The organism is Treponema parvum (assembly GCF_017893965.1).
Lineage (GTDB): Bacteria > Spirochaetota > Spirochaetia > Treponematales > Treponemataceae > Treponema_D > Treponema_D parvum.
Genome location: NZ_CP054142.1, coordinates 221,572 through 246,443 on the forward strand (window position 1 = coordinate 221,572; position 24,872 = coordinate 246,443).

General features: G+C 43.7%; 24 protein-coding genes. 14 read left to right on the forward strand and 10 right to left on the reverse strand.

Annotated features, from left to right (window positions below; translation table 11 throughout):
* The first annotated feature begins 15 nt into the window (after positions 1-15).
* The 9 genes from HRQ91_RS00965 to HRQ91_RS01005 all read left to right on the forward strand — a co-directional run bounded on the left by HRQ91_RS00965 (position 16) and on the right by HRQ91_RS01005 (position 10,092).
* Positions 16-1,518, forward strand: a complete 1,503-nt coding sequence (locus HRQ91_RS00965) for a tripartite tricarboxylate transporter permease (RefSeq protein ID WP_210119864.1) — start codon at positions 16-18, stop codon at positions 1,516-1,518.
* A gap of 18 nt (positions 1,519-1,536) precedes the next feature.
* Positions 1,537-2,352 (forward strand): sugar phosphate isomerase/epimerase family protein, encoded by an 816-nt coding sequence (locus HRQ91_RS00970; RefSeq protein ID WP_210119865.1) that lies wholly within the window; start codon positions 1,537-1,539, stop codon positions 2,350-2,352.
* Position 2,353: 1 nt separating this feature from the next.
* Positions 2,354-3,151, forward strand: coding sequence for a sugar phosphate isomerase/epimerase family protein (locus HRQ91_RS00975; protein WP_210119866.1), 798 nt, complete (start codon positions 2,354-2,356; stop codon positions 3,149-3,151).
* Between the two features lie 4 nt (positions 3,152-3,155).
* Positions 3,156-4,214 (forward strand): Gfo/Idh/MocA family protein, encoded by a 1,059-nt coding sequence (locus HRQ91_RS00980; RefSeq protein ID WP_210119867.1) that lies wholly within the window; start codon positions 3,156-3,158, stop codon positions 4,212-4,214.
* Positions 4,215-4,518: 304 nt separating this feature from the next.
* A complete protein-coding gene (locus HRQ91_RS00985) occupies positions 4,519-5,475 on the forward strand; it encodes a tripartite tricarboxylate transporter substrate-binding protein (RefSeq protein WP_210119868.1) in 957 nt (318 codons plus the stop codon).
* A 72-nt stretch (positions 5,476-5,547) separates the two neighbouring features.
* Positions 5,548-6,072, forward strand: a complete 525-nt coding sequence (locus tag HRQ91_RS00990) for a tripartite tricarboxylate transporter TctB family protein (protein WP_210117350.1) — start codon at positions 5,548-5,550, stop codon at positions 6,070-6,072.
* Positions 6,073-6,083: 11 nt separating this feature from the next.
* The gene (locus HRQ91_RS00995; protein WP_210119869.1) at positions 6,084-7,571 is read left to right on the forward strand and encodes a tripartite tricarboxylate transporter permease; all 1,488 of its coding nucleotides are present in this window, start codon (positions 6,084-6,086) and stop codon (positions 7,569-7,571) included.
* Between the two features lie 3 nt (positions 7,572-7,574).
* Positions 7,575-8,978, forward strand: a complete 1,404-nt coding sequence (locus HRQ91_RS01000; RefSeq protein ID WP_210119870.1) for a sulfatase family protein — start codon at positions 7,575-7,577, stop codon at positions 8,976-8,978.
* A 10-nt stretch (positions 8,979-8,988) separates the two neighbouring features.
* On the forward strand, positions 8,989-10,092 hold the full coding sequence (locus HRQ91_RS01005; protein ID WP_210119871.1) for a GntR family transcriptional regulator: 1,104 nt from the start codon (positions 8,989-8,991) through the stop codon (positions 10,090-10,092).
* A 25-nt stretch (positions 10,093-10,117) separates the two neighbouring features.
* Here HRQ91_RS01005 and HRQ91_RS01010 read toward each other — a convergent pair whose 3' ends face one another.
* The 9 genes from HRQ91_RS01010 to HRQ91_RS01050 all read right to left on the reverse strand — a co-directional run bounded on the left by HRQ91_RS01010 (position 10,118) and on the right by HRQ91_RS01050 (position 19,183).
* The gene (locus HRQ91_RS01010) at positions 10,118-12,055 is read right to left on the reverse strand and encodes an FAD-dependent oxidoreductase (protein ID WP_210119872.1); all 1,938 of its coding nucleotides are present in this window, start codon (positions 12,053-12,055) and stop codon (positions 10,118-10,120) included.
* Positions 12,056-12,823, reverse strand: coding sequence for a 3-ketoacyl-ACP reductase (locus tag HRQ91_RS01015; protein WP_210119873.1), 768 nt, complete (start codon positions 12,821-12,823; stop codon positions 12,056-12,058). It abuts the gene before it with no gap.
* A gap of 9 nt (positions 12,824-12,832) precedes the next feature.
* The gene (locus HRQ91_RS01020; protein ID WP_210119874.1) at positions 12,833-14,185 is read right to left on the reverse strand and encodes an oxidoreductase; all 1,353 of its coding nucleotides are present in this window, start codon (positions 14,183-14,185) and stop codon (positions 12,833-12,835) included.
* 19 nt (positions 14,186-14,204) lie between these two features.
* Entirely contained in the window at positions 14,205-14,573 is a 369-nt protein-coding gene (locus tag HRQ91_RS01025; RefSeq protein WP_210119875.1) for a cupin domain-containing protein, read from the reverse strand.
* A gap of 69 nt (positions 14,574-14,642) precedes the next feature.
* Positions 14,643-15,356 carry an ABC transporter ATP-binding protein gene (locus tag HRQ91_RS01030; protein WP_246473250.1) on the reverse strand — a complete coding sequence of 238 codons (714 nt, stop codon included), beginning with the start codon at positions 15,354-15,356 and terminating at the stop codon, positions 14,643-14,645.
* Positions 15,353-16,117, reverse strand: coding sequence for an ABC transporter ATP-binding protein (locus HRQ91_RS01035; protein WP_210119876.1), 765 nt, complete (start codon positions 16,115-16,117; stop codon positions 15,353-15,355). The genes HRQ91_RS01030 and HRQ91_RS01035 overlap by 4 nt, the downstream gene beginning before the upstream one ends.
* Positions 16,118-16,987, reverse strand: a complete 870-nt coding sequence (locus tag HRQ91_RS01040) for a branched-chain amino acid ABC transporter permease (protein ID WP_210119877.1) — start codon at positions 16,985-16,987, stop codon at positions 16,118-16,120.
* A gap of 9 nt (positions 16,988-16,996) precedes the next feature.
* Complete coding sequence (locus HRQ91_RS01045) at positions 16,997-17,869, reverse strand: branched-chain amino acid ABC transporter permease (protein WP_210119878.1); 873 nt, start codon at positions 17,867-17,869, stop codon at positions 16,997-16,999.
* Positions 17,870-18,031: 162 nt separating this feature from the next.
* Entirely contained in the window at positions 18,032-19,183 is a 1,152-nt protein-coding gene (locus tag HRQ91_RS01050; protein ID WP_210119879.1) for an ABC transporter substrate-binding protein, read from the reverse strand.
* Positions 19,184-19,295: 112 nt separating this feature from the next.
* On the opposite strand from HRQ91_RS01050, the gene HRQ91_RS01055 reads away from it, so the two are divergent.
* The 5 genes from HRQ91_RS01055 to HRQ91_RS01075 all read left to right on the forward strand — a co-directional run bounded on the left by HRQ91_RS01055 (position 19,296) and on the right by HRQ91_RS01075 (position 24,365).
* Positions 19,296-19,454, forward strand: a complete 159-nt coding sequence (locus HRQ91_RS01055; protein ID WP_210119880.1) for a hypothetical protein — start codon at positions 19,296-19,298, stop codon at positions 19,452-19,454.
* Between the two features lie 275 nt (positions 19,455-19,729).
* A complete protein-coding gene (locus tag HRQ91_RS01060) occupies positions 19,730-20,698 on the forward strand; it encodes a tripartite tricarboxylate transporter substrate binding protein (RefSeq protein WP_210119881.1) in 969 nt (322 codons plus the stop codon).
* A 189-nt stretch (positions 20,699-20,887) separates the two neighbouring features.
* A complete protein-coding gene (locus HRQ91_RS01065; protein WP_210119882.1) occupies positions 20,888-21,355 on the forward strand; it encodes a tripartite tricarboxylate transporter TctB family protein in 468 nt (155 codons plus the stop codon).
* A gap of 15 nt (positions 21,356-21,370) precedes the next feature.
* Positions 21,371-22,876, forward strand: a complete 1,506-nt coding sequence (locus tag HRQ91_RS01070) for a tripartite tricarboxylate transporter permease (RefSeq protein ID WP_210119883.1) — start codon at positions 21,371-21,373, stop codon at positions 22,874-22,876.
* 22 nt (positions 22,877-22,898) lie between these two features.
* Positions 22,899-24,365 (forward strand): sulfatase, encoded by a 1,467-nt coding sequence (locus tag HRQ91_RS01075; protein WP_210119884.1) that lies wholly within the window; start codon positions 22,899-22,901, stop codon positions 24,363-24,365.
* A gap of 86 nt (positions 24,366-24,451) precedes the next feature.
* Here the strand turns inward: HRQ91_RS01075 and mscL are convergent, their stop codons facing one another.
* Positions 24,452-24,865 carry a large conductance mechanosensitive channel protein MscL gene (gene mscL / locus HRQ91_RS01080; RefSeq protein WP_210119885.1) on the reverse strand — a complete coding sequence of 138 codons (414 nt, stop codon included), beginning with the start codon at positions 24,863-24,865 and terminating at the stop codon, positions 24,452-24,454.
* Between the last annotated feature and the right edge of the window lie 7 nt (positions 24,866-24,872).

Sequence of the window (24,872 nt, forward strand, 5' to 3'; positions counted from 1 at the left end):
GAGGAGGAATGAAAAATGGCAGCTTTGGGTTACATAGGTGAAGCGTTTGCTATCGCCCTCACCCCTACGGGATTACTGGCATTGGTACTGTCTGTTTTTACCGGCCTGATTTTCGGAATGCTTCCGGGACTGACTTCGACAATGGCGGTAGCCTTGCTCACCGGATTGACATACAATTTTAACGGTCCTTTGGCCATTATGTCGCTTTTGTCGATATATATCGGCGCCATATCAGGGGGAAACCAGAGTGCGATTCTTTTGAATATACCAGGAACTCCGGCTTCCGCGGCTACAGCGATGGAAGGTTATCCGTTGGCGCTTAAGGGCAAAGCCGGGCTTACAATTTTTGTGGCGACAGGCGCCTCGTTTTTCGGAACTATCATCAGCATTGTATGCGTTGCGCTGTTCACTCCCATGTTGACGCAATTTGCCCTAAAATTCATGAGTCATGAAATGTTTCTTCTGGCTGTTTTCGGAGTCGTAATATGCGGAAACCTTACCAGCAACGGAGATCCGCTTAAGGGGTGGATATCGGGTTTTATAGGATTGCTCATGAGCCAAGTCGGAATGGACACCATATATTCATACAGGCGCTTTACCTACGGCAGCATTAATCTTGCAGGAGGGATATCGCTGCTGCCGGTCATGATAGGGCTTTTCGGATTTCCCGAAGTTGTCAAAGCTTTTAGCGGCGGCGCAAAGGCTATGATGCAGCAGAACAATAAGTACAGCGTTAAGGAAGGACTCATCATACTTTTAAAAAACCGCTTAAACATATTGAGGTCGAGTATTCTGGGGATGCTTATGGGCGCAATTCCCGGCGTAGGAGAAGATACCGGCGGATGGATATCTTATTGGTCAGAAAAAAAGGTTTCGAAGACGCCTGAGCTCTGGAGCAACGGATGCATTGACGGCGTCGTAGCTGCGGAAGCGGGAAACAACGGCGCGATAGGAGGAGCTATCATTCCCGTGCTGTCCCTTGCAATCCCGGGATCGACTTCCGCCGCGGTTTTGCTTGCGGCGTTTTGGATGCACGGATATAGGCCGGGACCGCTTCTTATGCAGGATACTCCAAACTTTTTATACTACGTTATAGTCTTTATGTTCCTTGCGTCCTGCCTTATGTGGTTTTTAGGAATGGTTATAGCAAGGTTCAGCGTAAAAGTTCTTGCGGTAGACGCAAAGATACTTATGCCGATCGTGTTTGTGTGTTGCGTAATAGGCGCCTTTGTAGTTTCAAACAGATTATTTGACATAAAACTCATGTTCGTCTTCGGACTTTTGGGAATAGCTATGAGCTATTTGAAAATGCCCGGCGCGCCGTTTCTTTTGGGAATCATACTCGGCAATATGGCCGACGAGAATCTGCGGCGAGCGCTTTTGCTTACGCACGGAGACATATCCATATTCTTTACTCGGCCGATATCCGTTTTCTTTATGCTCCTGATTGCGTATCTGATTTTCACACAGACTCCCTTTTATGAAAAACTTGTTTACAAATTCAAATCGAAAAGGTAATTTTTAGGAAGGCTTAGCATGTTTACGCTTACGGGCTTTGCAGACGAACTTGGTCCCGATTTTGATGCTCAGATGGAAATATGGCGGCAAATGAAACTTTCATGGTTTGAATTGCGGTCCGCGTGGGGTTCCAATGTGATGGAGCTGACGGACGAACAGGTTAGCCTGATCGGAAAGACAATTAAAGGATGCGGCATAAAAGTCTCGTGTATAGGTTCCCCGATAGGCAAGACCTTTATAGAAGATCCTCTTTCACTTGAGATGAAAAGGCTTGAAAGGGCTGTACGGCTTGCAAATTTCTTCGGATGCGGAAGGGTGAGAATTTTTTCCTTTTACTGCAGGAACGGCAATATCCTTGAACACCGTGACGAGGTTCTGTTCAGACTTGGAAAAATGACGGAATTTGCGTCAAGGGAAGGAGTTACCCTTCTTCATGAAAATGAGTCTGAAATTTACGGACAGTTAAGCGCGCAAAGCGCCGAAATTGCCGCAGCTCTTAAATCCGATCACTTCGGCCTTGTTTTTGATCCTGCAAACTATTCCATAGCGGGAGAGAACGCATTGGATGCCGAAAAAGTTATGCATAAGTATATAAGCTATGTCCATGTTAAAGACTATTCGGGACATGCGCTTGATATGAGCGTTCCGGGCGAAGGCGTCTCTTGTATTCCGCAAGTGTTTGACAGATTGCGTGACAGAGACATTTTTATTTCCATGGAACCGCATCTTGACGTCGCCGGCAGGTTCGGAGGCGGCACTTCGCCTGAAAAATTTGCGGTTGCAGTCAACGCCGTAAGGAAGATCCTTGACGGGCTCGGCATTGAATGGAAATGAGATGAAATACGGCTACTGCACAGGTTTTTCCACGGAACCTCGTTTCGGGCTCGGCCTTGAGTTCCTTGACATGATTAGGGAAGCGGGCTTCGACTATGTGGAATTCCCATTGATGAATTTTTACGAAATGCCGGAATCCGAATTTTCTAGCGTTGTCGAAAAGACGGAAAAATCGGACATCAAAAGCCTTGCAGCCTGTAACTTTTTTCCGGCGGATATCAAACTTGTGGGAAAAGGAATTGACGTTAACAAGACGGCTTCATATTTGGACAGTATTCTTCCAAGACTTAAAAGGCTTGGGATCCTAAAAATAATACTCGGAAGCGGCCCTTCAAGGACATTCGGCCCGGAGCAGACAAGGAAAGAAGCTTTCGATCAGTTCGTAGGGATACTTAAAGACGTCATTCTTCCTAGGACAAAGCGTGCGGGAATGCTTGTTTGCATTGAACCGTTTGATAAAACCTGCTGCAATTTAATCGTTTCGGCTTCGGAAGGCCTTGAGCTTGTGAGGACTGTGCATGACGACGGCCTTGAGATGATGGTCGATTTGTTTCACATGATGTCCAACGGAGAATCCCTTGATTCTCTTAAATCCTGTGTTGACCATGTAAGACATGTACATATTGCCGGTTTTAACAGGCGTATTCCCGAAGAATCCGACGAATACGTTTTTAATGCGCTCAATATTCTTTTTAAACTCGGTTATGAGGAAACCGTTTCTTTTGAAACGGAAAAGCCTAAGACATGGAAAGATGCAAGCCGGGCGCTGTCGAAGATTAAAAACCTGTTTGGTAGGTAAAGCGATGAAAAAAAAAGGTTTTGGGATAATAGGACTGGGAATGATCTCGGAGTTCCACGCAAAGGCGATCGAGCATATTGACGGCGCCCGGCTTATAGCCGGGTTTGACCCTGTTCCCGGCAAGGCGGGGGCGTTTGCCCAAAAGCACGGTTGCATGGGATATGAAAATTTGGCGGATTTTCTTAATAATCCTGAAATCGATATTGTGACGATTGCCACCCCTTCAGGGCTTCATCTTGACGGAGCCGTCGCTTCCGCAAAAGCCGGAAAACATGTCATTGTTGAAAAACCGCTTGAAGTAACGCCCGAAAGATGCAAGGTCATTATAGACGCCTGTAAAAAAAATAAGGTAAAATTGACAGGCGTTTTTCCTTCCAGATATCACGATGCTTCCCGAATAGTAAAAAAGGCAATTGAAAGCGGAAGATTCGGCAAGATCGCATTTGCGGACGCTCAGATAAAATGGTGCCGGAGTCAAGAATATTACGACAGCGGAGCTTGGAGGGGAACATGGAAGATGGACGGGGGCGGCTGCTTGATGAATCAGGGCATACATGCGATAGATCTGCTCCAGTGGTTTATGGGGCCTGTCAAAGAAGTGTCCGCTTTTATCGGAACCGTAGGACATAAGAGAATCGAAGTTGAGGACACCGCCGCGGTTGCCCTTAAATTCGCAAACGGCGCGGTGGGAACTATAGAAGGCACTACGTGCGCATATCCGGGTTTTTTTAAGCGAATTGAAATAATGGGCACGGAAGGCACCGCCGTCATGGAAGAAGAAAATATTGTAAAATGGGAGTTTTCAAACGAAACGGATGAAGACGAGCGGATTAGAGCGGAGTACGGCAATGCGACTTTAACAGGAGGCGGAGCTCCCGATCCGTCTGCTATAGGATTCCACGGCCATCAGAGGCTTTTTGAATCGTTCATAAACGCCGTTGACACCGACTCCGAACCGGACATAACCGGCGAGAGCGCAAGCCGTGCAGTCGAAATAATATGCGCCGCATATAAAAGCGCCCGGCTCGGTAAAAAATGCTCTTTGCCCTTGGAACGAAAATAAGTTGAAACGTTCAGTCCGCCGCTAGTCACAGTGCATTCAGCCTGCCGTTGCGCGGGAACTTTGCGCTTTACCGTACTAGCCTGCGCTCATTCCAAGGCGTCGCGGCCTGCCGCATTAGCCCGCGCCGAATAGCGCCGAATAACAACCAAATAACTGCGTCCAAAAACATAAAATTCTTTCGCTTAGACAACTTTAATTTTTTTTCTTTTGACCATACAACTTATTCCAAATACATTTAATTTTTGTCTTGTTTTATGACAATTGCACTTTATACTGAAACAAATAAATGAAATTGGAGGGTTTTATGAAAAAAGTTGTATGGTTTTTAACCGTGTTTTTGCTAGCGTCGTCGGTATTTGCCGGCGGACAAAAAGAGTCCGGAACCTTAAAATGGCCTGAAAAAGAAATTACCGTGATTTGCCCGTGGGCCGTCGGCGGCGTTGCCGATATAGTAAACAGAAAAATGTCAACTTTCGGTTCCAAATATTTTGGAGTTCCCGTAATTGCTACCAATGAATTGGGTGCCGGAGGGAACATTGCATTAACGAATTACTTAAAAAACGAACCCAATTCTTATAATTTAATTTTCGGAGGAGAAGGCGGTTTTTCAATTGCCCCGAATATCGCAGGATCCGAAGCTATCCGATTCAAGTATTCCGATTTTGAACCTATTGTAAACATATATTCGGCTATATTTGTTATGACGGCAAATGCAAAACTCAATATCAATAACCTTGATGACCTTAAAGCCTACGGACAGGGAAAAAAACTCAAGATTGCGGTAAACGGCGCGGCCGGATCCGAAGCTTTTTTAGTAAAGGCCTTATTTAAAGAGCTGGGTATTGAATATGAACTGGTAAGCTACAACGGCGCAAATCTGGCTCTGGATGCGGCGGCAAAGGGAGAAGCCCTATTTGCAGTTTCCCACCAGTCGCAGGCAAAGGGGAATGTGGAAGCCGGAATTTTAAAACCTATCGTGGTGTTCAACAAAGACGGCGTAAACAACAACGTTTATAATGTTAGAGGCGTGGGTTCTTACGGAATCAAGGCCTATTATCCTAACACTTGCTGTCTTTTTGCCAGAAAAGGAACGGATCCCGCAGTTATCGGCAAAATTCGCGACGCTTATTTAAAAATTTTGCAGGAACCGGAAGTCGTCGAACTTTTTAAGAACTTAATGATAGAAGCAAACCCCATGGACAAGGCTGAATACGACGCTCATATTCAGAACGTAATAGACATTGTTAATGCTAATAAATAACAAAAAAAGGCTGTTTAATTAGACCGCCTTGAAGCGCGATAATTAGGCAGCCTTTTAAACCGGGGATATTCAATGAATAGAATAACTGTGTTTTTTGATAAAATAAATAAGGGCTTGGACGATATAGGTGAGCGCCTGGAGGGGAAAACAATCAGCTTTAATGCGAATATTCTAGGTTCCCTTTTGTTTATAATATTTTCTTCCGTCTTTATTTTTATCATGCCGGAACAAATAAAAATTACCGGCTCGTCCGCTATAAATGCGCAGACGTTTCCTCTTTTACTGCTTAGAATAATATTATTCTGTTCAATTTTTATTTTTGTAAAAGAAGTGATAAAGATCATCGCAAAGAAAAAAACTGAAAAAGTAACGATTGAAATTTTAACGGAATTAAGGGCGTTGCTCATTTTTATAATTTTGCTGGCTTATTTTTTTACGATAAAGCTTTTGGGTTTTATCGTAAGTTCAATGATTTTCGGCGTTGCCATGACTTTTTACTTTAGAGTCAGAAAATGGCATTATTACCTGATAGTTTTAGCTTCTGCAGTAATAATCGGCTTAGTGTTCCGAGAAGTTTTACACGTTCGTTTACCGTAAAAGAGGATAAAATGGATCTGTTTATACAAGGATTTAAAGTTTTTTTTAACATCCCGAATTTTATATGGATGAATATAGGGCTTTTATTGGGAGTCATTTTCGGAGCGGTCCCCGGCCTTACCGTAATATTGTGCATAGTTTTATTTTTACCTCTCACTTATACGATGAACCCGATCGAATCCTTTATGTTTTTGCTCGGAATTTATTGCGCCGGAGGCTACGGCGGCTCGATATCCGCCATTCTCATTAAGACCCCCGGTACTCCGCACGCTGCCGCTACCATGATTGACGGATATCCCATGTCTCAGCGCGGGCAAAGCAGAAAGGCGTTAAATATTGCGCTCCAAGCTTCCACGTTCGGAGGATTTTTTTCAGCGTTAGCTCTTTTATTTTTTGCTCCCCAGTTTGCAAAATTTGCTCAAAAGATGGGCACGCCCGAATATTTTTTGGTCTGTCTTTTCGGCCTTACGATCATCGCCGGGGTTTCAGGCAAAAGTCTGGTAAAGGGTATAATTTCAGGCGCTTTGGGACTTTTTATTTCTTCAGTGGGACTTGACCCTGTGAACGGACAGCCGCGCTATATTTTCGGTAATATAAATTTGTATTCGGGATTTGACATTGTTATATGTTTGATCGGAATTTTCGCTTTAAGCGAAATACTTGCGCGCGGTAAAAGAGAAGAAATTCTTAAAGCTGACGCAAAAATTCTTAAACAGGACAAGGGTAAAATCAGCAAAGCCGAATATAAACTTATGGCGCTTCCCTCTCTTATTTCCGCGGCGATCGGTGTGGTCATCGGAATTATTCCCGGAACGGGAGCTACTATGGCTTCTTTTTTCAGTTATAACAACGCAAAAAACATGTCTAAAACTCCTGAAAAATTCGGCGATGGGGCGATCGAAGGAATTGCCGCTGCAGAAACGGCGAATAATGCGGTTACCGGCGCCACTTTGATTCCTCTTCTTACGATGGGAATACCGGGCGACGGCTGCGTTGCGATTATGCTAGGCGCCTTGATGGTGCACAATTTAACTCCGGGACCTAATTTATTTGTAGAACACGGTGTTACAATGTATGCGATCATGATAGGGCTGTTGTTCGTCAACTTGTTTATGTTCTTACAGGGAAGATATTTGACGGGTGTTTTTGCCAAAGTTATCAACATTCCTCTTGCGATACTGACGCCTATCATAGTCATGTTCTGTTTTGCAGGTGCATTCAGTGTAAACACTTCCACGATAGACATTTTTATTTCTCTTTGTTTTGCGCTTTTGGCTTACGTTCTTATAAAAGTTGATTTTCCAACCATTCCCATTTTGCTGGGATTGGTACTGGGCGACATAACCGAAGAAAATTTTAGGCGGAGTTTGGTTTTGTCAGACGGCTCGTCGAAAATCTTTGCTTCAAGCCCAATATGCATCGCTTTTATAGCTTTAATAGCGCTTACGCTTGCAATCGTTATTTACGGTAAAATTAGAGATTTTAAAAAGGACAATTAAAAAATGGATAAAAAATATAACATAGTATTTTATTTTTCGGATCAGCAGAGAGCCGATACCTGCGGATGTTACGGTCAAAAACTTGATATAACTCCGAATCTTGACCGGTTTGCGCAAGAGGGTGTTTTGTTTGAAAACGCCTTTACGCCGCAGCCCGTTTGCGGACCTTGCAGGGCAATATTTCAAACGGGGCTTTATGCTACTTCTACGGGATGCTTTAGAAACAACAAGATGCTTCCCATAAATTTTAAAACCGTCGCTAACTATATGGAAGGAGCGGGATATGAAACGGCTTACGTGGGTAAGTGGCACCTTGCCAGCGAAGGAGCGCTTGAAAGCAAGCCCGTAATAGACTATCAGACAAAAGCGATTCCTCCCGAACTCAGGGGTGGATATACCGGCTTTTGGCGGGCAAGCGACGTTCTTGAATTTACTTCGGACGGGGAAGGCGGTTTTGTGTTTGATGAAAACATGCAAAAGCACGAATTCAAAGGTTACCGCTGCAGCTGCATCACCGATTACGCCCTTGAATTTTTAGAGCAATATAAAAAAGATAAACACAAACCGTTTTTTTTAACGGTCAGTCATATCGAACCCCATCATCAAAACAACGCCAATCACTATCAGGGCCCTGCCGGCAGCAAAGAAAAATATAAAAACTTTATTCCGCCGGAAGATCTCAAAGCTATTTCGGGCGGGGATTGGCAGGAAGAATATCCGGACTACTTGGGCGCTTGTAATTCCGTGGATGAAAATTTCGGGCGAATTATTGCAAAGCTTAAGGAAATAGGCGTTTACGACGATACCGTCATTATTTACACTTCCGATCACGGATCCCATTTTAGAACGCGCAATAAAGACGCTAATTTAAATGGTCACGACGATTATAAGAGGACTTGCCATGAGTCTGCGATTCACATACCGCTAGTAATTTCCGGGGGACCGTTCAAGTGCAAAGGGAAAAGGATAAAAGAACTTGTTTCCACCGTTTCCATTCCTAAAACCGTAGTTACGCTTGCCGGGCTTGACGTGGACAATTATATGGAAGGAGAGCGGCTTCAGGATTTGGCTGCCGGAAAGACGGACAAATTAAAAGACGGCGAACCGAAGGGATGGCATGCACGAAAAAACGAAGTATTTTTGCAGATAAGCGAGAGCCGCGTCGGGCGCTGCATAAGGACGCCGGATTGGAAATATTCCGTCGTCGCTCCTAATTTAAACGGCGGCGAAAAGGGCGGAAGCGATTACTATGTGGATGATTTTTTGTACGATTTGAAGTCCGATCCTTATGAGCTTACCAACCTTGCTCATAATAAAGATTATGTTAATATTAAGAGCGAGCTTAGAAAAAAATTGATCGGTTGGATCAAAGACGTTGAAGGACTTGAAGTAAATATCGGAGATTGAACGCAGCTCCATGAACACGCGAATCAAACATTTGGTCGTTTATGAATATTTAAGGATTTATATCGACCAAAATAAATTTTCCTCGAATACGAAGCTTCCGAGTGAAACTTTTTTAACGCATAAATTTTCCGTCTGCCGTGAAACCGTCAGACGGGCCATTAAGGTGTTGGCGGATAAGGGACTTGTCTATTCGATAAGAGGAGGAGGCACTTATTTTGACAGAGCTAAGGCCATATCCTTTGAAGACAATAAAAAAGGGGATAGATATTTAATTTCTTTGATAATACAAGGATATGACCGGGAAGCCAATTCCGCACTGATAAAGGCTGCAAAATCCATGCTAAACACCCACAACGCAGACATAAGATTGTTTTATACCGACAACAAGATCGCAAACGAGAGGAATTGCCTTGAGTTTTGTAAAACGGGATTCGACGGCATGATAATAGACGGAGTAAAAGCGAATATAGTGAACCCCAACTTGGATGTCTATGCTTCGCTATACGCTAAAAACATTCCGTTCATATTCTACAATAATTATTATTCCGGCACTAATTATCCCAAGATAATTATAGACGATATGGAATGCGCTGACTTGCTTGTAAAAGAACTGGTGGACAACGGACACAGATATATATGCGGCATATTTTTATACGATAATTACCAGGGTATAATGAAATATCAAGGGTATATAAAAGCCATTTTAAAATATAATGCGGTTTTTGACGATAAATATGTAAAATTTTTGATTTCCGACAATATTGAAAGAGGAACAGGCTTTGAAAGGATAATTTGGAATTTTCTGAAATCCATACCCCGCTGCAGCGCAATAGTATGCTGCAATATAATGATCTACAAAGCGATTAAAATAGTTCTTGCAAAACATAAACTTTCAATTCCAGAAAACTATTCGGTCGTGTGTTTCGACTATTCGGCTAACGATTATGAAAGTGAAAGCATAACTTGTTCTCTGCACCCCGGAACTGAAATAGGCCGTTTGCTCGGTACAACCATTATCGAAATGATAAAAAATCCTAACTATAAGGCAAAAGACTATTCCTGTCTTTTAAACCCCAAAATTTATAAAGGTACTTCCGTAAGGAACATAACGTAAAACGTTCAGTACGCAGGCAGGAGCCCTAAAACACGCATTTGTCGCTTCTGTAGCGGGCCCAGACGTTTTCAAAAAAATCGTCGTTTTTAGGTATTGGCCGGGGAGGCCGCCTTGAAAATACGACCTTGATTGCTTTATCGTCGGTTCCTAAAACGAGACCTGCCTCTTGTATTACGGAAGGTTCCCTTTCATCTTCGAGATTGTAAATAAATCTGTCGTCAAGGTTTACAGGATGAATTTGGCCGCGGGGATCGGTATAAAGAGACGCCCCCCTGCTTTTACCGCCGTTTTCAATATAGTCAAGCATTGAAGCAAGGTATACTTTTTGCGTTAAAAGAGCGTTCCTGAATTCGAATAATATCCATATTTGAGACTTTCGGTCGACTTTAAATGTCTTGAAATTTTCAAGGGAAAGGCAGACAAATTTTAGCGCTTCGCGGATTGCATCGGCGCTCCTTATCGCCGAACCTGAAAGGCTCATTCTTTGCTTGGCGTTTTCGTAAGCTTCCCGGGCGTCGGATGAACCGCTCAAGGCGTCCGAAAGCAAGACGGAAACGCCGCGAATTTGATCGTCAAGACCTTTTGTGTCGCATTCCCAATTGCCGGTTCTTTTTGCCAATATCCATGCAGCCGCTCGTCTTGAACCGCACTGGCCGGCATTTAATGCGCTTCCGCCGGGCCTGTAGACGCCGTGACTGGCTGCGCATTCGCCTACAGGAAATATTCCTTCGACATTAGACTGCCACCAGGCGTCAATCGAAAGGCCCCCGTTATTGTGCTGCGCCGATAAAGAAATTTCAAGATATTCTTTTTCAAGGTCTACGCCCTTATCAAGATAAAAATTGTAGGCCGGTTCGTTTAGCTTTCTGAGCCGCTTAATGGGAGTATCCTCCGTCGCTCCGGAAGATTCAAGGTAGCTTCTCGCTTCTTCGGAAAGTTCTTTCCACGGAATTTCTTTGCCGTCGGGATTGTGAGTGTAATCCAGGTATACCTTTCTGCCCTTTTCAATTTCGAGGTGGCAAAGCATATCTATGATCGAAGATCCTTTTTCAAGTTTTCTTATGTCAAAAGGCCATTGATAACCTTTTAAAAAGACCCTTGAAAGCATTTCGGGTCTTGAATACGGATAGTCGGATAAAAAGTCATATTCTTTATCGTTTTTATCTACCGATACGAACCTCGGTAAGACTTGCATATAGGAACCTGAAACGTTCCATCTGGGTTTTACAGATGCGAGTCCGTATTGCCATTCCGTAAGATTTTTTCCCCTGCAACCCGCTTCAAAAGCTATTCCCGTGGCGCCGAATTGGCTTTCGGGATATACGCTCATAGAATAAATTCCTGCGGGCCCTCCCGTGGCAAGCACAAGGGAACGGCAAAATATTACGGAAAGTTCGGCTGTCTTTCGGCTTAAGACGACTATGCCTTTGACTTGATTGTCTTTTACGAGAATCCTTACGCACTGAAGGCCGTCGGCTATTTCAATACCGTCGGCAAGAACGGCTTTTTCAAGACATTCGGTCATAAACTTTGAAGTGTACGGTCCTGCGGAAGTCGCTCGTCTAAACGGGTCGTGATCGGTCTTGTAACCGATGTATTCGCCGTATCTGTTTTGCGGAAACGGAACGCCCATGTCCGCAAGGCGAAGAAAGGAAGGAGCGGATAGAGATGCTTCGCAAAGAGCGATATCGCCGTCGACGCATCTTCCTTTAAAAAGATCGTCGGCGAGAGCTCTTATACTGTCCGGGTCGGATCCTGCAAGGGACAGCTTGTAATATGTTTGCTTGTCAGATCCCGTATTCCTGCTTGTTCCCGCCCTTATGCTTTCCGTTACCAAAACTATGTCTTTTGCGCCGCCTTTATGTAAAAGGTCTGCCGCATTAAATCCTGCAGCCCCGCTTCCCAATATTACAGTTTCGACGCGATACGCTTTAAGGTTTGAAATTGTTCCGCATGCTTTCATTTAAAGCCTCTTTATGTGAAAGCCTCCGTCGACATCCACGTAGTTTCCGGTTGTGTAAAGAAAATGGTCGTCGGCAAATGCCGAAACTGCCGCGGCGATATCTTCCGGGCTGCCCCATCGCGCGATAGGGAAAAGACCGTCCGCTATGAGTTTGTCATATTTTTCGGTAACTGCTAAAGTCATATCCGTAGCTATCACTCCCGGCCGTATTTCATGAACCAGGATACCCTCTTTTGCAAGTCTGTCTGCGTATAATGTAGTGAGCATGCTCACTCCGGCCTTAGAGACGCAGTATTCTCCGCGCGATATTGAAGAAACTTCTGCAGAACACGAAGATATGTTTATGATAGTTCCTCTTTTTTTTCCAAGAATTTTCTGCTTTAACATTTGCTTTGCGACGGCCTGCGTGAGGAACATAGTGCCTTTTGTGTTTATGCCGATAACTCTGTCAAAACTTTCTTCCGTCATTTCAAGCAGATCGGATCTTACAAGAGGCGCTACGCCTGCATTGTTTACAAGAACGTCTATTCTGCCGAAGGCGTCGACGGCCTCTCTTACTATCCTAAGCCGGTCGTCACGGTCGGCTATGTTAGCCCTGACATATGCCCATTTTGTTTTATCCGCCGTGAGAGTATCCATGTTTTCCTGATTTTTTTCTTTAGAACCGGTTGCAACGATAACAATATTAAAGCCGTCTTTGCCGAGCTTTCTTGCAATGCCGAAGCCGATTCCGCGGCTTGCTCCGGTTATTACTGCCGTTTTTTTCATAAAACTCCTTTATCCCCTGAAATTGGTAGGGAGTGATTTTTTTTCTTCGATAAATTCTTTGTAGAAGGGCATATATGTCTTGCTATCCCTTATGACGCAGCCTGTGGGCTTGTGGGATCGGATGAGGTCTCCGCACTTGCCGCATGTAAGACAGACTCTTTTGGGATCAATTCTTCCTTTTTTTACGATTTCATTTGCAAAATCGGGATCCGCAAATGCCATTCTGCCGAAAAGAAATCCGTCGCAAATTCCTTGTTCTACCGCTCCCGCTGCGTAAAGATCGGAATATTCTCTGAGATAAGTGGGAGCCGAACCTAAGACGGCCATATCGGGGACGGTTTTTTTTATTTCATGTGTGGCAAGGAGAATGCGGTAAAGGCCTTCAAACGGATGCTCGTCCGGAAGATATTTACCGGCGTCGAAAGGGCGCGTAACATGGGTTGTCGCATAGGGATTGCCCATAGTTATGTTTACGAGGTTTAGGCCGAGGTCTTTGTGAAGTTCCTTTATAAGCCGTTTGGGCTCCGTCAGATCCATAGATCCGTCGGCTCTTTGTCCGAATCCTCTTGATCCTGAGGGATATCCGTCATAAATCCCTATCCTGGACGTGATCATAAAAGTATCGTCTTCATACACCTTTGCCGCTTTGATTGAATTTTTAAGGAGCCTTGAGCGGTTTTCGTAAGAACCTCCGTATTCTCCGGGACGGTCATACGCTGCAATTACTTCCTGAAAAAGGTATCCGTGGCAGGATTTAATGTCCACTGCGTCAAAGCCCGCTTTTTTTGCCAACAGCGCGGATTTTCCGAATTTTTCTTCAAGCTGTTTAAGATAATCGTCGGAAACTATACAATCGTCGTTCGCCGCTCTAAAGGACTCAAGCCAAGCGTTGCGTTGTGCGATGAGAGGAGAAGGTTTATTGTTGGGATTTGAATAACGTCCTGAATGATTGGCCTGCATTACAAGATACGGGTAAAATCCGTTTGCTTTAAGCCCAGCCTCCTTTACTTTTTCATTCATCTTTTTAAAATCGTCAAGCGTTTTTTCCGTAAGAAGAAGCTGTGTTTTTGAAGAGCGTCCTTCTTCTACAATTGAGATCGCTTCGTACCATATGACGGCGACGCCTCCGACGGCTTCGTTTGTGTATCGTCGTTCAGTATAATCGGTAGGCCTCCCGTCGGGAGTGGAATCGGCGCCTTCCATCGGCGCTATGCCCAGTCTGTTATGCAGCGTTATGTTTTTGACTTTGAGAGGTTCGCCTAAGATTTTCGTGTTATTCGCAAAAGGAAGATCGATGCCGAGTTCCTTACATTTTGCTTTTATCTCTTCGAGGGATTTATAATGAAATTTTTCATGTTCCATACTTTTTATCCTTGTTTGATCAGGATCTTATTTCTTTATCCCAGTGATCCACGACTATCTGCGGCGCATAAACGAACATCATAATCATTTTTTCTTTTCCGGTATTGACAAGGCTGTGTTTTTGCCATGCTTCCATAAAGACGTATTGCCCCTTTTTGATTGGCAGCGTTACTCCGTCGACTGTAATTTCGCCTTCGCCTTCGAGAATCGTATACGATTCAACTGTTTTATGATTGTGTTCGGGAATTGATCCTCCCGGAAAGATTTCAACAAAGCCTTGACAAAATTTTTGTCCCTTTATTGCACCGTTTTGGCCGATCATTACATGCGTCCTTCTTCCCGTAGGAAATTCCATAAAGGGGATGTCTTCAAAATTCTTTATTTCCATCTTTACACCTCATCGGTTTCGGCCGCCGCATTGTATGACGATCTGCGGCGCATAAACGAACGCTGCACTTTATCCTCCGAGATACGCTTTTCTGACTTCGTCGGAGTTTAAAAGTTCTTTACCCATGCCCGAAAGTTTTATTTTTCCGTTTTCAAGCACGTAGGCATAGTCGCAGATAGAAAGAGCTTTTTTTGCGTTTTGTTCGACTAACAGAACGGTTATTCCCGAATCCCGTATCTTTACGATCAAGTCGTAAATTTGATTTACTATTATGGGTGCAAGACCCATTGAAGGCTCATCCAGAAGAAGGATTTTCGGATGCGACATCAAACCTCTGCATACGGCAAGCATTTGCTGCTCTCCGCCGGAAAGGGTTCCCGCAAACTGGTGTTTGCGTTCTTTTAAGATGGGAAAAAGCTCATATTGCTTTTGTAAGTCTTCTTTTATGATCTTTTTGTCCGAAAGATATGCGCCTATAAGAAGATTGTCTTCTATCGTTAGCCCGGAAAATGTCTTTCGACCTTCAGGAACGTGTATAATACCCTTGCTCACGATTTTGTAAGCTCTTTTGGGGAGCTTTTCATTTTCAAAATAAACGGAACCGCGCAACGGCTTTACAAGGCCGCTTATGGATTTTAACAGCGTAGACTTTCCGGCTCCGTTTGCTCCGATAATAGAACAGATCTGACCCTTTTTTACTTTTATGCTTACGTCTTTTAAAGCTTCTACGTGGCCGTAGTTTACAAAAAGTCCTTCTACGTTCAGCATTACGTGATCATTCATTCTTCCGCCCCCAAGTATGCTTCAATCACCGCCGGATCGTGCCTGACTTCATCGGCGGTTCCAACGGCGATGGTCTGTCCGAAGTTTTGCACGTGTATAAGATCGGATATCGACATGACAAGATCCAGCCTGTGTTCTATGAGTAATATTGCGAATCCAAAATCAAGAGAAATCTTTTTTATGAGCGCGGTAAGTTCACCGACTTCGGTCGGAGTAAGACCGGCCGCCGGTTCGTCAAGAAGAAGAACCTTTGGCTCGCACATGAGAGCTCTGGCAATTTCGATCTTTCTTTGGCTGCCGTAAGAAAGGTTTTCAGGTTTTTCATTTTTTTTGTCCGCCATTCCGACTACTTCAAGGTATTTTTGAGCAAGCTGACGGCCTCTTTTTTCTTCTTTGAATCTGGCGGGAGTAGGAAGAAGTCCTCCGATGATGGAATACTTGCTTTGAGGATCAAAGGCGCACAAAACGTTTTCTTCAATAGTCAGACCTTTAAAAATTCTTATGTTTTGAAAGGTTCTGCCTATCCCAAGTCTTGTTATTTTGTATTGAGGAAGTTTTGTTATATCCTGCCCGTCAAGGATTACCTGTCCGCCGTCGGCTTGATACACGCCTGAAATGGTATTGAAGACGGTTGTTTTTCCTGCGCCGTTAGGACCGATAATGCCGTGAATCTGGCCGGGATCGGCTTTTAGGGAAAAATCTATGATGGCCTTAACTCCGCCGAAATTCTTACTTATGTGTTTTATTTCAAGTAATGCCATTTAATTTCTTTCCTTATTTTTTGCGGATTTTGCGAAGAGTCTTTTTAGATTCTTGCGACTGAGTTCCCATTCTCCGAAAATCCCATTGGGTTTAAAATTCAGTATGAGCAGCACAAGGATGGCGTAAACAATATACCTGTATTTGTTCAGACTTTGCATGTATTGCGGCAAAAATGTTAAAAAGGCTCCTCCGAAAATCGATCCTGTAAGGCTGTTGACTCCGCCGAAGAATACCATGATCACCCAGTCCGCTGATTTTTTCCATCCGAAGTCTGTTGGCCCTACATATCCTACATAAAAAGCATACAAGCAGCCTGCAAAAGCGGTCATGGCGCATGATAAAAGAAAGGCGATCATTTTCACTTTGGGTGCGTTTATACCCATAGCCTTTGCCGCAAGTTCATCGCTCTTTATTGCAATGCATTGCCTGCCGTACTTACTGTTTTTAAACCATGCCGTAACGCTGATTGCGGCTATTGCAGCTGCAAGGGTAAACCACACGTTCACCTTCCTGGGGACTCCTATGAGCCCGAACGCCCCGCCGGTATACTGACTAAGCTGCAGTATGAGCTGAGCTATCGATTCGCCGAAGCCTAGGGTGACGAGGGAAATATAATCTCTTCTCAGTCTTACCACGGGATAGCCTATTATAAAGCCTACGCACACGGAAAAGGCTATGGCAATGACAAACGCAAAGTACATGCTGATGCCGAGCCTCAGGACTAAAAGCCCCGAAACATATGCGCCTATGGCCATAAATGCCGCCGACCCTAGGGAAAACATGCCTGTAAGTCCGGTGAGTATATTGATTCCGCAGACGGATACAAGCGTGATACATACCTGTGTAAGAACATAAAGAAACAATCGCATAATTCCCCCTTACGCTTTTTCCTGAATATTGCTGCCGGCAATGCCTTGAGGCCTTATGAGCAAAAAGACAAGCATTACGGCAAAGGATGCGATGGTCGCCCAACCGGAACCGATCGTGCTGAGAAACACGGCTTCCATTATTCCTAAAAGCATTGCACCTATTACGGCTCCCGTAAGACTTCCAAGTCCGCCGATGACGGAGGCGATAAAACCTTTTACGACAAGGGAGCCAAGAGTTGAAGTAAGCGTATATTTAATTCCGAGAAAGCAGCCTGCCAGCCCGCCGAATATACCGGAAATAACAAAGACAATTTGAATGATGAGGGTTGCATTTATACCCATAAGTTCCGAAGTGTTGCGGTCAAAAGATACGGCGCGAATAGCTCTTCCTATGCGGGTCTTTTGAATTACAAGGGCAAGCGCTACGAGTGCGCCCGCGCTTATTACCAGCATTAAAATGTTTTCCTTGGAAACTACGGCGTTTAATATGTTTATGGAAGCTTCTTTGAAAAAATTCGGGTACACATAAAAATTTGTTCCAGTTTTAAGAGTTACAATGCCTTCATATAAGGTGCCGAGTGTGATTGATGACACAAAAAAATACGTTGACGGCGAGTGATTTTTTAAAAGAGTTCTAAAACCTATGAATTCGCCTATGACGCTGATAACGGCGCCGGCCAAGGCGGAACATATAAGAGAAGGAACAAGGCCTACTCCCTTGGATGCTACAAGAAAGTAGGCGATAAAAGCCGAAGCAGTCATAGTAGCGCCGTAAGAGAAATTTGAAAACTTAAGTATGTTGAATACCAGCGCAAATCCTATGGCAATTAAAGCGTACACTGTTCCGGTTGAAATACCGTTGGTCATGACCTGAAACGACATAATATTTTCCTCAAAAAACTATTTATGGCGGAAGTCCAACCGATTGCCGCGCCGGTCAATGCCGGTTAGACTTCGCCTTTCTTTTTCCAACCGGGGATCGGTGTAACGTTATTTCCCGGCCGGTTTTACTATCCTTGTCTGCAAAATTGCAAAACGCGGATTTTATTTTGACGCAGGATATTTTTGAAGCATTACGGGTTTTATTCCGTCGTATTTATACATGAACATGGGAGTTCCGAGTACGGGCATGTGTGTTGCAGGATCCATCTTTATTGTGCCGGTAAGCCCCTCGTACTGAGCCGTAGAAAGCGCCTTAGCGACATCGGCTCCCTTTGTTCCCACCTGTGCCATCACTTTTGCAGCCATACGCATGGAATCGTATCCGAGGAAGTACTTATTCGGGGCTCCGACGTCGGAACATCTATCCGCAATGGCTTTTGCGGTTGCAGCTTCGTATACGTCAATATTGTTTATATAGTAAACGTTGGAACAATCCGAGCCTACTTGTTTATTGAATGCGGGAGCGCCGTCCAACCCTGAAATGATAGCTCCCTTATAACCGAGTTCGTCGCAAGCCTTTTTTATAAGAACGAGCGGAGCCGTGTAATTGGGACAATAGATGGCGTCGACGCCCGCTTTAATGATAGGTTGGATGAGTGTTTTTATATCGGTTTCGGAAGAGTTATACCCGATGATGTTTTTATTTTCAAGCGTAGCGCCTTTCGACTTTGCGGTGTCCACAAACGGGTTAAGCAAAGACACGGAATACGAGTTGTCCTGAGTATAAAAAACGCCGAATTTTTTTAAGCCGTTTTGAATGGCAAATTCAGCCATGATTTGCCCTTGGACGACGGTTGAAGGCTGCGCACAGAAAAGATACTCGTAGATTTTACCATTGTTATCCGTATAACATTTAGGATCAACGGCAAAGGTGATCATAGGAACGCCGTAAGAAGCCGTGGTTGCTTTAATTCCGGATACAATATTTGCGATGGGCGGACCGAAAAGAAAGTCTACCTGATCGACGGTTACCGCTCTGATATAGGCTGCGATAGCCGTGTCCACGTTTGCCGCCGTATCGTATTCGATATACTTTACCTTTTTACCGGCAATACCGCCTGAAGCGTTAATGTCCGCAATGGCATCCTCAACTCCTTTTTGAACGGATTTACCGAGCGTCGCAGTTGCGCCTGTCGTGTCTTGAAGAATACCGATTGTGACGGTTCCTGAGGACGCGCCTTGTTCTTTAGCGCCGGCGGCAAAGGTTGCCGTCGCAGCCGTAAGGGCAAATAAGATTGCAAGGATTTTTTTCATTTTTCTTCTCCTAAAAAAAATTCGGCCAATGATAGCCGGAATAGATCTTTGCAAACGTTTGCAAAGCATAGTTCATTTTATACCCTCATTTTGTAAATTGTCAATTCTTAAAATGAAAATTTCCGATAAAATCCGTAAAAAATCACCGGAAAACAGCTATGTAACCGTATTTTTGGAAAAAACAGCTTTATACGAGGTTTTATGTTTGTTTTATGATCGAAAGAACAAAAAAAATAAAAAAATAGTTGTTTTATTTGAATTTGTGTTATAAGGTTCTATTATGGTCTAAATAATCAAGGAGTGTTTAAAAGACGCTGCTGAATAAGCGCAATTATAAACCGACGTACCTCCTGTACATTGGTTTATGGTAAATTTTGGCAAAGCCAAAATATCGCTTGTGTGTATTTTGCCGCCGTCCGCGGCGGTACTTAGACTTTGAGTTTTCTTTTGAAAACTCGGATTTTATAGCTGTGCGTAAAGTGCGCGCAAAAGCGGCATATTCGGAAATCAAAATTTCCTCGCATGCCGCTTTACAAGGAGAACGATATGAAAAAAAATCTATGTTTGGCGTTTTGTGTTTTGCTTTGTTCGGCTTTAGTGTTTGCGTCGGGAGTAAGTGAAAATAAGGGACGTGCTGAAGCCGATTATCCTGTAAATGCGATTCAGTTTATTGTCCCGTTTCCGCTTGGCGGATCTACGGGAACGATAGCTCAGTCCTTTGTGCGTTTTCTTGACAAGGAATACTCCGTCGATGTTGTGTTGAACAGCGTGACAGGATCCGGAGGTTCCGTCGGCGCAAGGCAGGTTTTGAATTCCAAAGCGGACGGTTACAATTTTCTTATTGCGGTTCCGGGTTTTGCGGTTCAAAGAGTTTTGCAGAATTTGGATTTTACATTTAGAGATTTTGAAGTTGTTGCGGCCTTTGCCTCATCGGAACAAGTTTTAGTAGTAAAAAAAGATTCCCCGTATAATTCGTTTTCGGAACTTATTGCCGATGCGAAAGCCAACCCCGGCAAAGTAAAATTCGGAGCGCCTATGGGGACATCTTTGTTTATGGGTGTTCTTGCGATGCAGCAGGAATTGGGCGTGAAATTCAGCATAATCGATATAGGCGGCGTTTCCGTAAAAGCCCCCGAACTTATGAGCGGCCGAGTTGACGCTTATTTCGATTCAACTGCAAAGACCATCCCGTATATCAATTCAAACGAATTTAAAGCGATAGGCGTTTGGGGGCCTGAAAGAAGCGCATTCCTTCCCGATGTTCAAATTTTAAAGGAATCCGGATTTAATACTCTTTTGGAAGAGGTTATAGGCGTATGGGCGCCGAAAGGAACTCCGCAGGCCGTAATTGATTCCATGAATTCCGCAGTCAAAAAGATTTGTGAAGATGCGGCATTTAAAGAGGAAATGAAAAAGATCTACACTAAGGTATCATATAAAAATACGGCGGATTATAAATCTTTCCTTGAAAATTACGAAGCCGATGTCAGAAAAAATGCGGCGTTTATAAAATAATATTTACTGAAAAACTGTTTTTTATGCCGTAATTGATGTGCAGTCAAAATCGGAAAAATTAAGCAAGGACAGATTTCGACTGCACCGTTCGGTAAATTTGCGCACATACGGCAGCTGTCAACGCATCATATATTGGCGCGGCGGTTGCCGTCGCAACTAAAACGGGTGTGCACAAGAGGTAGCAAAACGATGGAATATATTTTTCTCGGCATAATTGCCGTTTTTTCAATCTTGTTTTTAAAAGAATCGATGTCATACGGAGTTGCATCCTTTGATACTTCAGGCGGTCCGGGGCTTTTCCCGAAGTATATTATTATTTTGCTTTTGATTGCCGTCTTGTGTTATGCGGTTTGGAAAATTTTAAAAAAGGATAAGACAAAATTCGAATTTGCAAGTTTGTTTTTAAAAGAAAGAGGCGTAATTCTGTTGAGTTTGGTATTGTATCTGGCGCTCTTGCAGATACTGGGATTTACGGTCTCAACAATACTGTTTTTGTGTTTTACCACTAATTTTTTGTATTATAAAACCAATGCGGCCATTGGAACAAAAAAGGGTATAATTTTCAGGGTTCTTTTTTCCGTAGCGGCCGCCTTTTTCGTTCGTTTTATATTTGTCGGTCTGATGCATGTTATCCTGCCGAAAGGCCTCTTGTTTTAGAATAAGGAGACGGTTGTGAATTTTATTATCAATATAGTATGTATGTCCTTTGCGGTTTTCTATGGGATAATATTCGGAGCGATTCCGGGGCTTACTTCAAGCGTCGCCGTGGCGCTGCTTATTCCCCTCACATTCGGCATGGATCCTACGCTGGCGATCAATGTGCTTATTGCCGTTTATGTAGGCGGCGTTTCAGGCGGGCTGATATCCGCAATACTTTTAAGAATACCGGGAACGCCTTCTTCCATTATGACTACCTTTGACGGTTATCCCATGGCGCAGTCGGGCAGAGCGGGAATCGCGCTGGGTCTGGCGATAATCTCGTCGTTTATAGGCGGAATATTCAGTTCCGTCATGTTGCTGTTTTTGTCGCCGCTGCTTGCAAAGATAACCATCGCTTTCAGCCCCTTCGATTATTTCGGGATCACCGTATTTTCATTGAGCCTTGTAAGTATGCTGATAGACGGAAATCCTATAAAAGGTCTTATCGCTACCTTGTTGGGCATTTTGTTTTCATTTTTCGGCACCAGCCCCATAGACGGCAGAGCCAGATTCACTTTCGGAAATCATGATCTGGACAACGGTTTTAATGTCATTACCGTGATAATCGGCGTCTTCGCAATTTCTGAGATGCTCTCACAAGTAGGAAATATTTCTCAAAAAAACCGTAAAGCAATAGAATTTTCTAAAAAGGGCGGCTTTTTTCCTAAGCTTAAAGAAATGAAATATCTTGCAAGGACTTTTTTAAGGTCAAGTGCGATCGGAACGATAATCGGCATACTTCCGGGTTTGAGCGGCCCTGAAGCGGCTCTAATTTCATATTCGCAGGCAAAAAGAACTTCCAAAGAACCTGAAAAATTCGGCAAGGGCAGTATGGAAGGGCTTGCTGCGTCCGAGTCGTCGAACAATGCCGTTTCAGGCGGAGCTCTTATTCCCATGCTTGCTCTCGGCATACCGGGAAATGCCGTCACTGCGATCATCATGGGCGGGCTTACCTTACACGGTGTCGAAGTCGGACCTCTTTTGTTCGGCGCCAATCCGGAGCTTATCAGAAATATCATTATAGGAATATTTGTTGCGAATGTTCTTATGCTGGTTATAGAGTCTTTTGCCATAAAGGGATTTGTTAAGATACTGGCAATTCCAAAGTATTTTCTTTATCCGCTTATAATCGTATTTTGCGTTGTCGGCGTAAGCAGTGTGAATAACCGTTCGTTTGACTGCTGGGGGATGCTTTTTTTCGGTATTCTGGGTTATGTTTTGGAAAAAAACAAATATCCTTTAGGACCTCTGATTCTGGGCTTTATATTGGGTTCGATAATTGAATTGAATTTCCGCAGATCTGTCATGGCCTTCGGATCTTTAAGTTCGATTTTGGTAAACAATGTTTTTAGAGCGGGGACGGTGTTTTTAATTCTTGCAGTAATTATCCCAATCCTTAATGCAAGATATAACAAAAGAGCAAAAGAGAGGAACGATGTCCTGAATGCCGCCAAAGCGGATATCGATCAAGGCGAATAAGGTATAGAAAAAGGAGAAAAGTGTGAAAGCGATATTGGTCTTGATGGACAGTCTGAACAGAAATTATTTGACATGCTATAACGATAAAAGTCAAGTTTTAAGTCCCAATATAAGTGCTTTTTCAAAGGAGGCCTGTGTTTTTGACCGGCACTTTATCAGCTCGGCGCCTTGTATGCCGGCAAGACACGATCTTTTGACGGGGAGACCCGACTTTTTGGAAAGGTGCTGGGGACCGGTAGAAGCATATGATATAACGATACCGGATCTTTTAAAGAAAAACGGGATATTTTGCCATATTGTAACCGACCACTGTCATTATATGGATCGCGGCGGTGAAAACTATCTTCAAGAATACAGCACATGGGATTATATAAGAGGGCAGGAGTACGACCCGTGGATATCTACCGTTTCGGCGCCTACCGTCGGTGAACATTACGGGAAGGTTTTTACACAATACGAAAGGAACCGTACCGCCTTTGTAAAAGAGACGGACTATCCGACTCCGCGGACTTTTATGGCTGCTTGCGACTGGCTTGAAAAAAATAAAGATGAAGACGATTATTTTTTGCAGGTAGAAGTATTTGATCCTCATGAACCGTTTGAAACTCCTCAAAAATATCTTGACGCTTATGACGACACGTATTCCGGCCCTCGCTTTAATTGCTCTTCATATGATGAGGTGACCGAACCGCCCGAAGCAATAGAGCATCTTAAAAAGCGTTATTCCGCCTGCATTACGATGGCGGATCACTGGTTCGGCAAATTGATAACAAAACTGAAGGATTTGGGTCTTTATGACGAAACCCTCATAATATTAACGACGGATCACGGACACCTGCTGGGCGAACACGGCTTTACCGGCAAGAATTTTATGCACGGTTATAACCAGCTTTCCAACATACCTTTTATGATGAAAAAGCCTAAGGGCGAAGGCGCAAAGAGCCGCATAAGCAACCTTTCGCAGACGATAGATATTCCGGCGACGCTGCTTGATTATTTTAACGTACCGGCTCCCAAGACCATGCTTGGCACGTCTCTGCTCGGTCTTGAAAAGGCAAAAACAAGAAAGGAAATAATATACGGTTGGTTCGGCGGAGCCGTGAATGTTTTTGACGGGAAACATACATATTTTAAGGCGTCCGTGCGAGAAGACAACAGACCCTTATATAATTATTGCTCGATGCCGATGACGCTGCTGAAATTTATGGGACAGACGAAACGAGACGAAATAGAAATGGGGCGTTTCCTTGAATACACGGATTTTCCCGTTTATAAAATACCGGCCTATTTTCCCATAGGACATTTTAAATCGACAAAGTTTATCAGGGAGTCGCTTTTGTTCGACTATGAAAACGATTGGGAACAAAATTTCCCTTTAAAAGACGATAAACTTGAAGCTGAAATGCAAAAAAAACTTGTAAGGTTGATGAAATGGGCATGCGCTCCGGCCGATCAATATATCCGTTTGGGGTTACCCATAAAGGAATAACCCCTCGCATAAAGACCGTACTGCAAGATTTAAGCCTTATTGACCGAACTTAGGCGGCGCACGGCGTGCCGCTTAAATTCTGCTATTTACTTTTTTTCGTTCAATTTTATCAGTTCGTCTCTTATAGACTCGAGCAATACGATATTCGGAGCCGGAGATGCGGGCTTTGCTTCTTCTTTTGCTTTAAATTTGCTGAATATCTTAGTGAAGACAAACACACAGGCGGCTATGATTAAAAAGTCAATAATGCTTTGAATGAATTTGCCGTAACCGATAACGGCGTCGCCGTATTTAAATACCAGGTCTTGAAAATTTATTCCTCCGATAATTATACCGATGATGGGCATAATGACGTCGTTTACTAAAGATGTAGTGATTTTTCCGAAGGCGGTACCTATCACGACGCCTAAAGATAAATCGATGATGTTTCCTTTGCTGATGAATTTTTTAAAATCCGTAAGGGTGTTTTTAACATTTGTACCTATTTTTTTTGCTTCCATTTTTTTT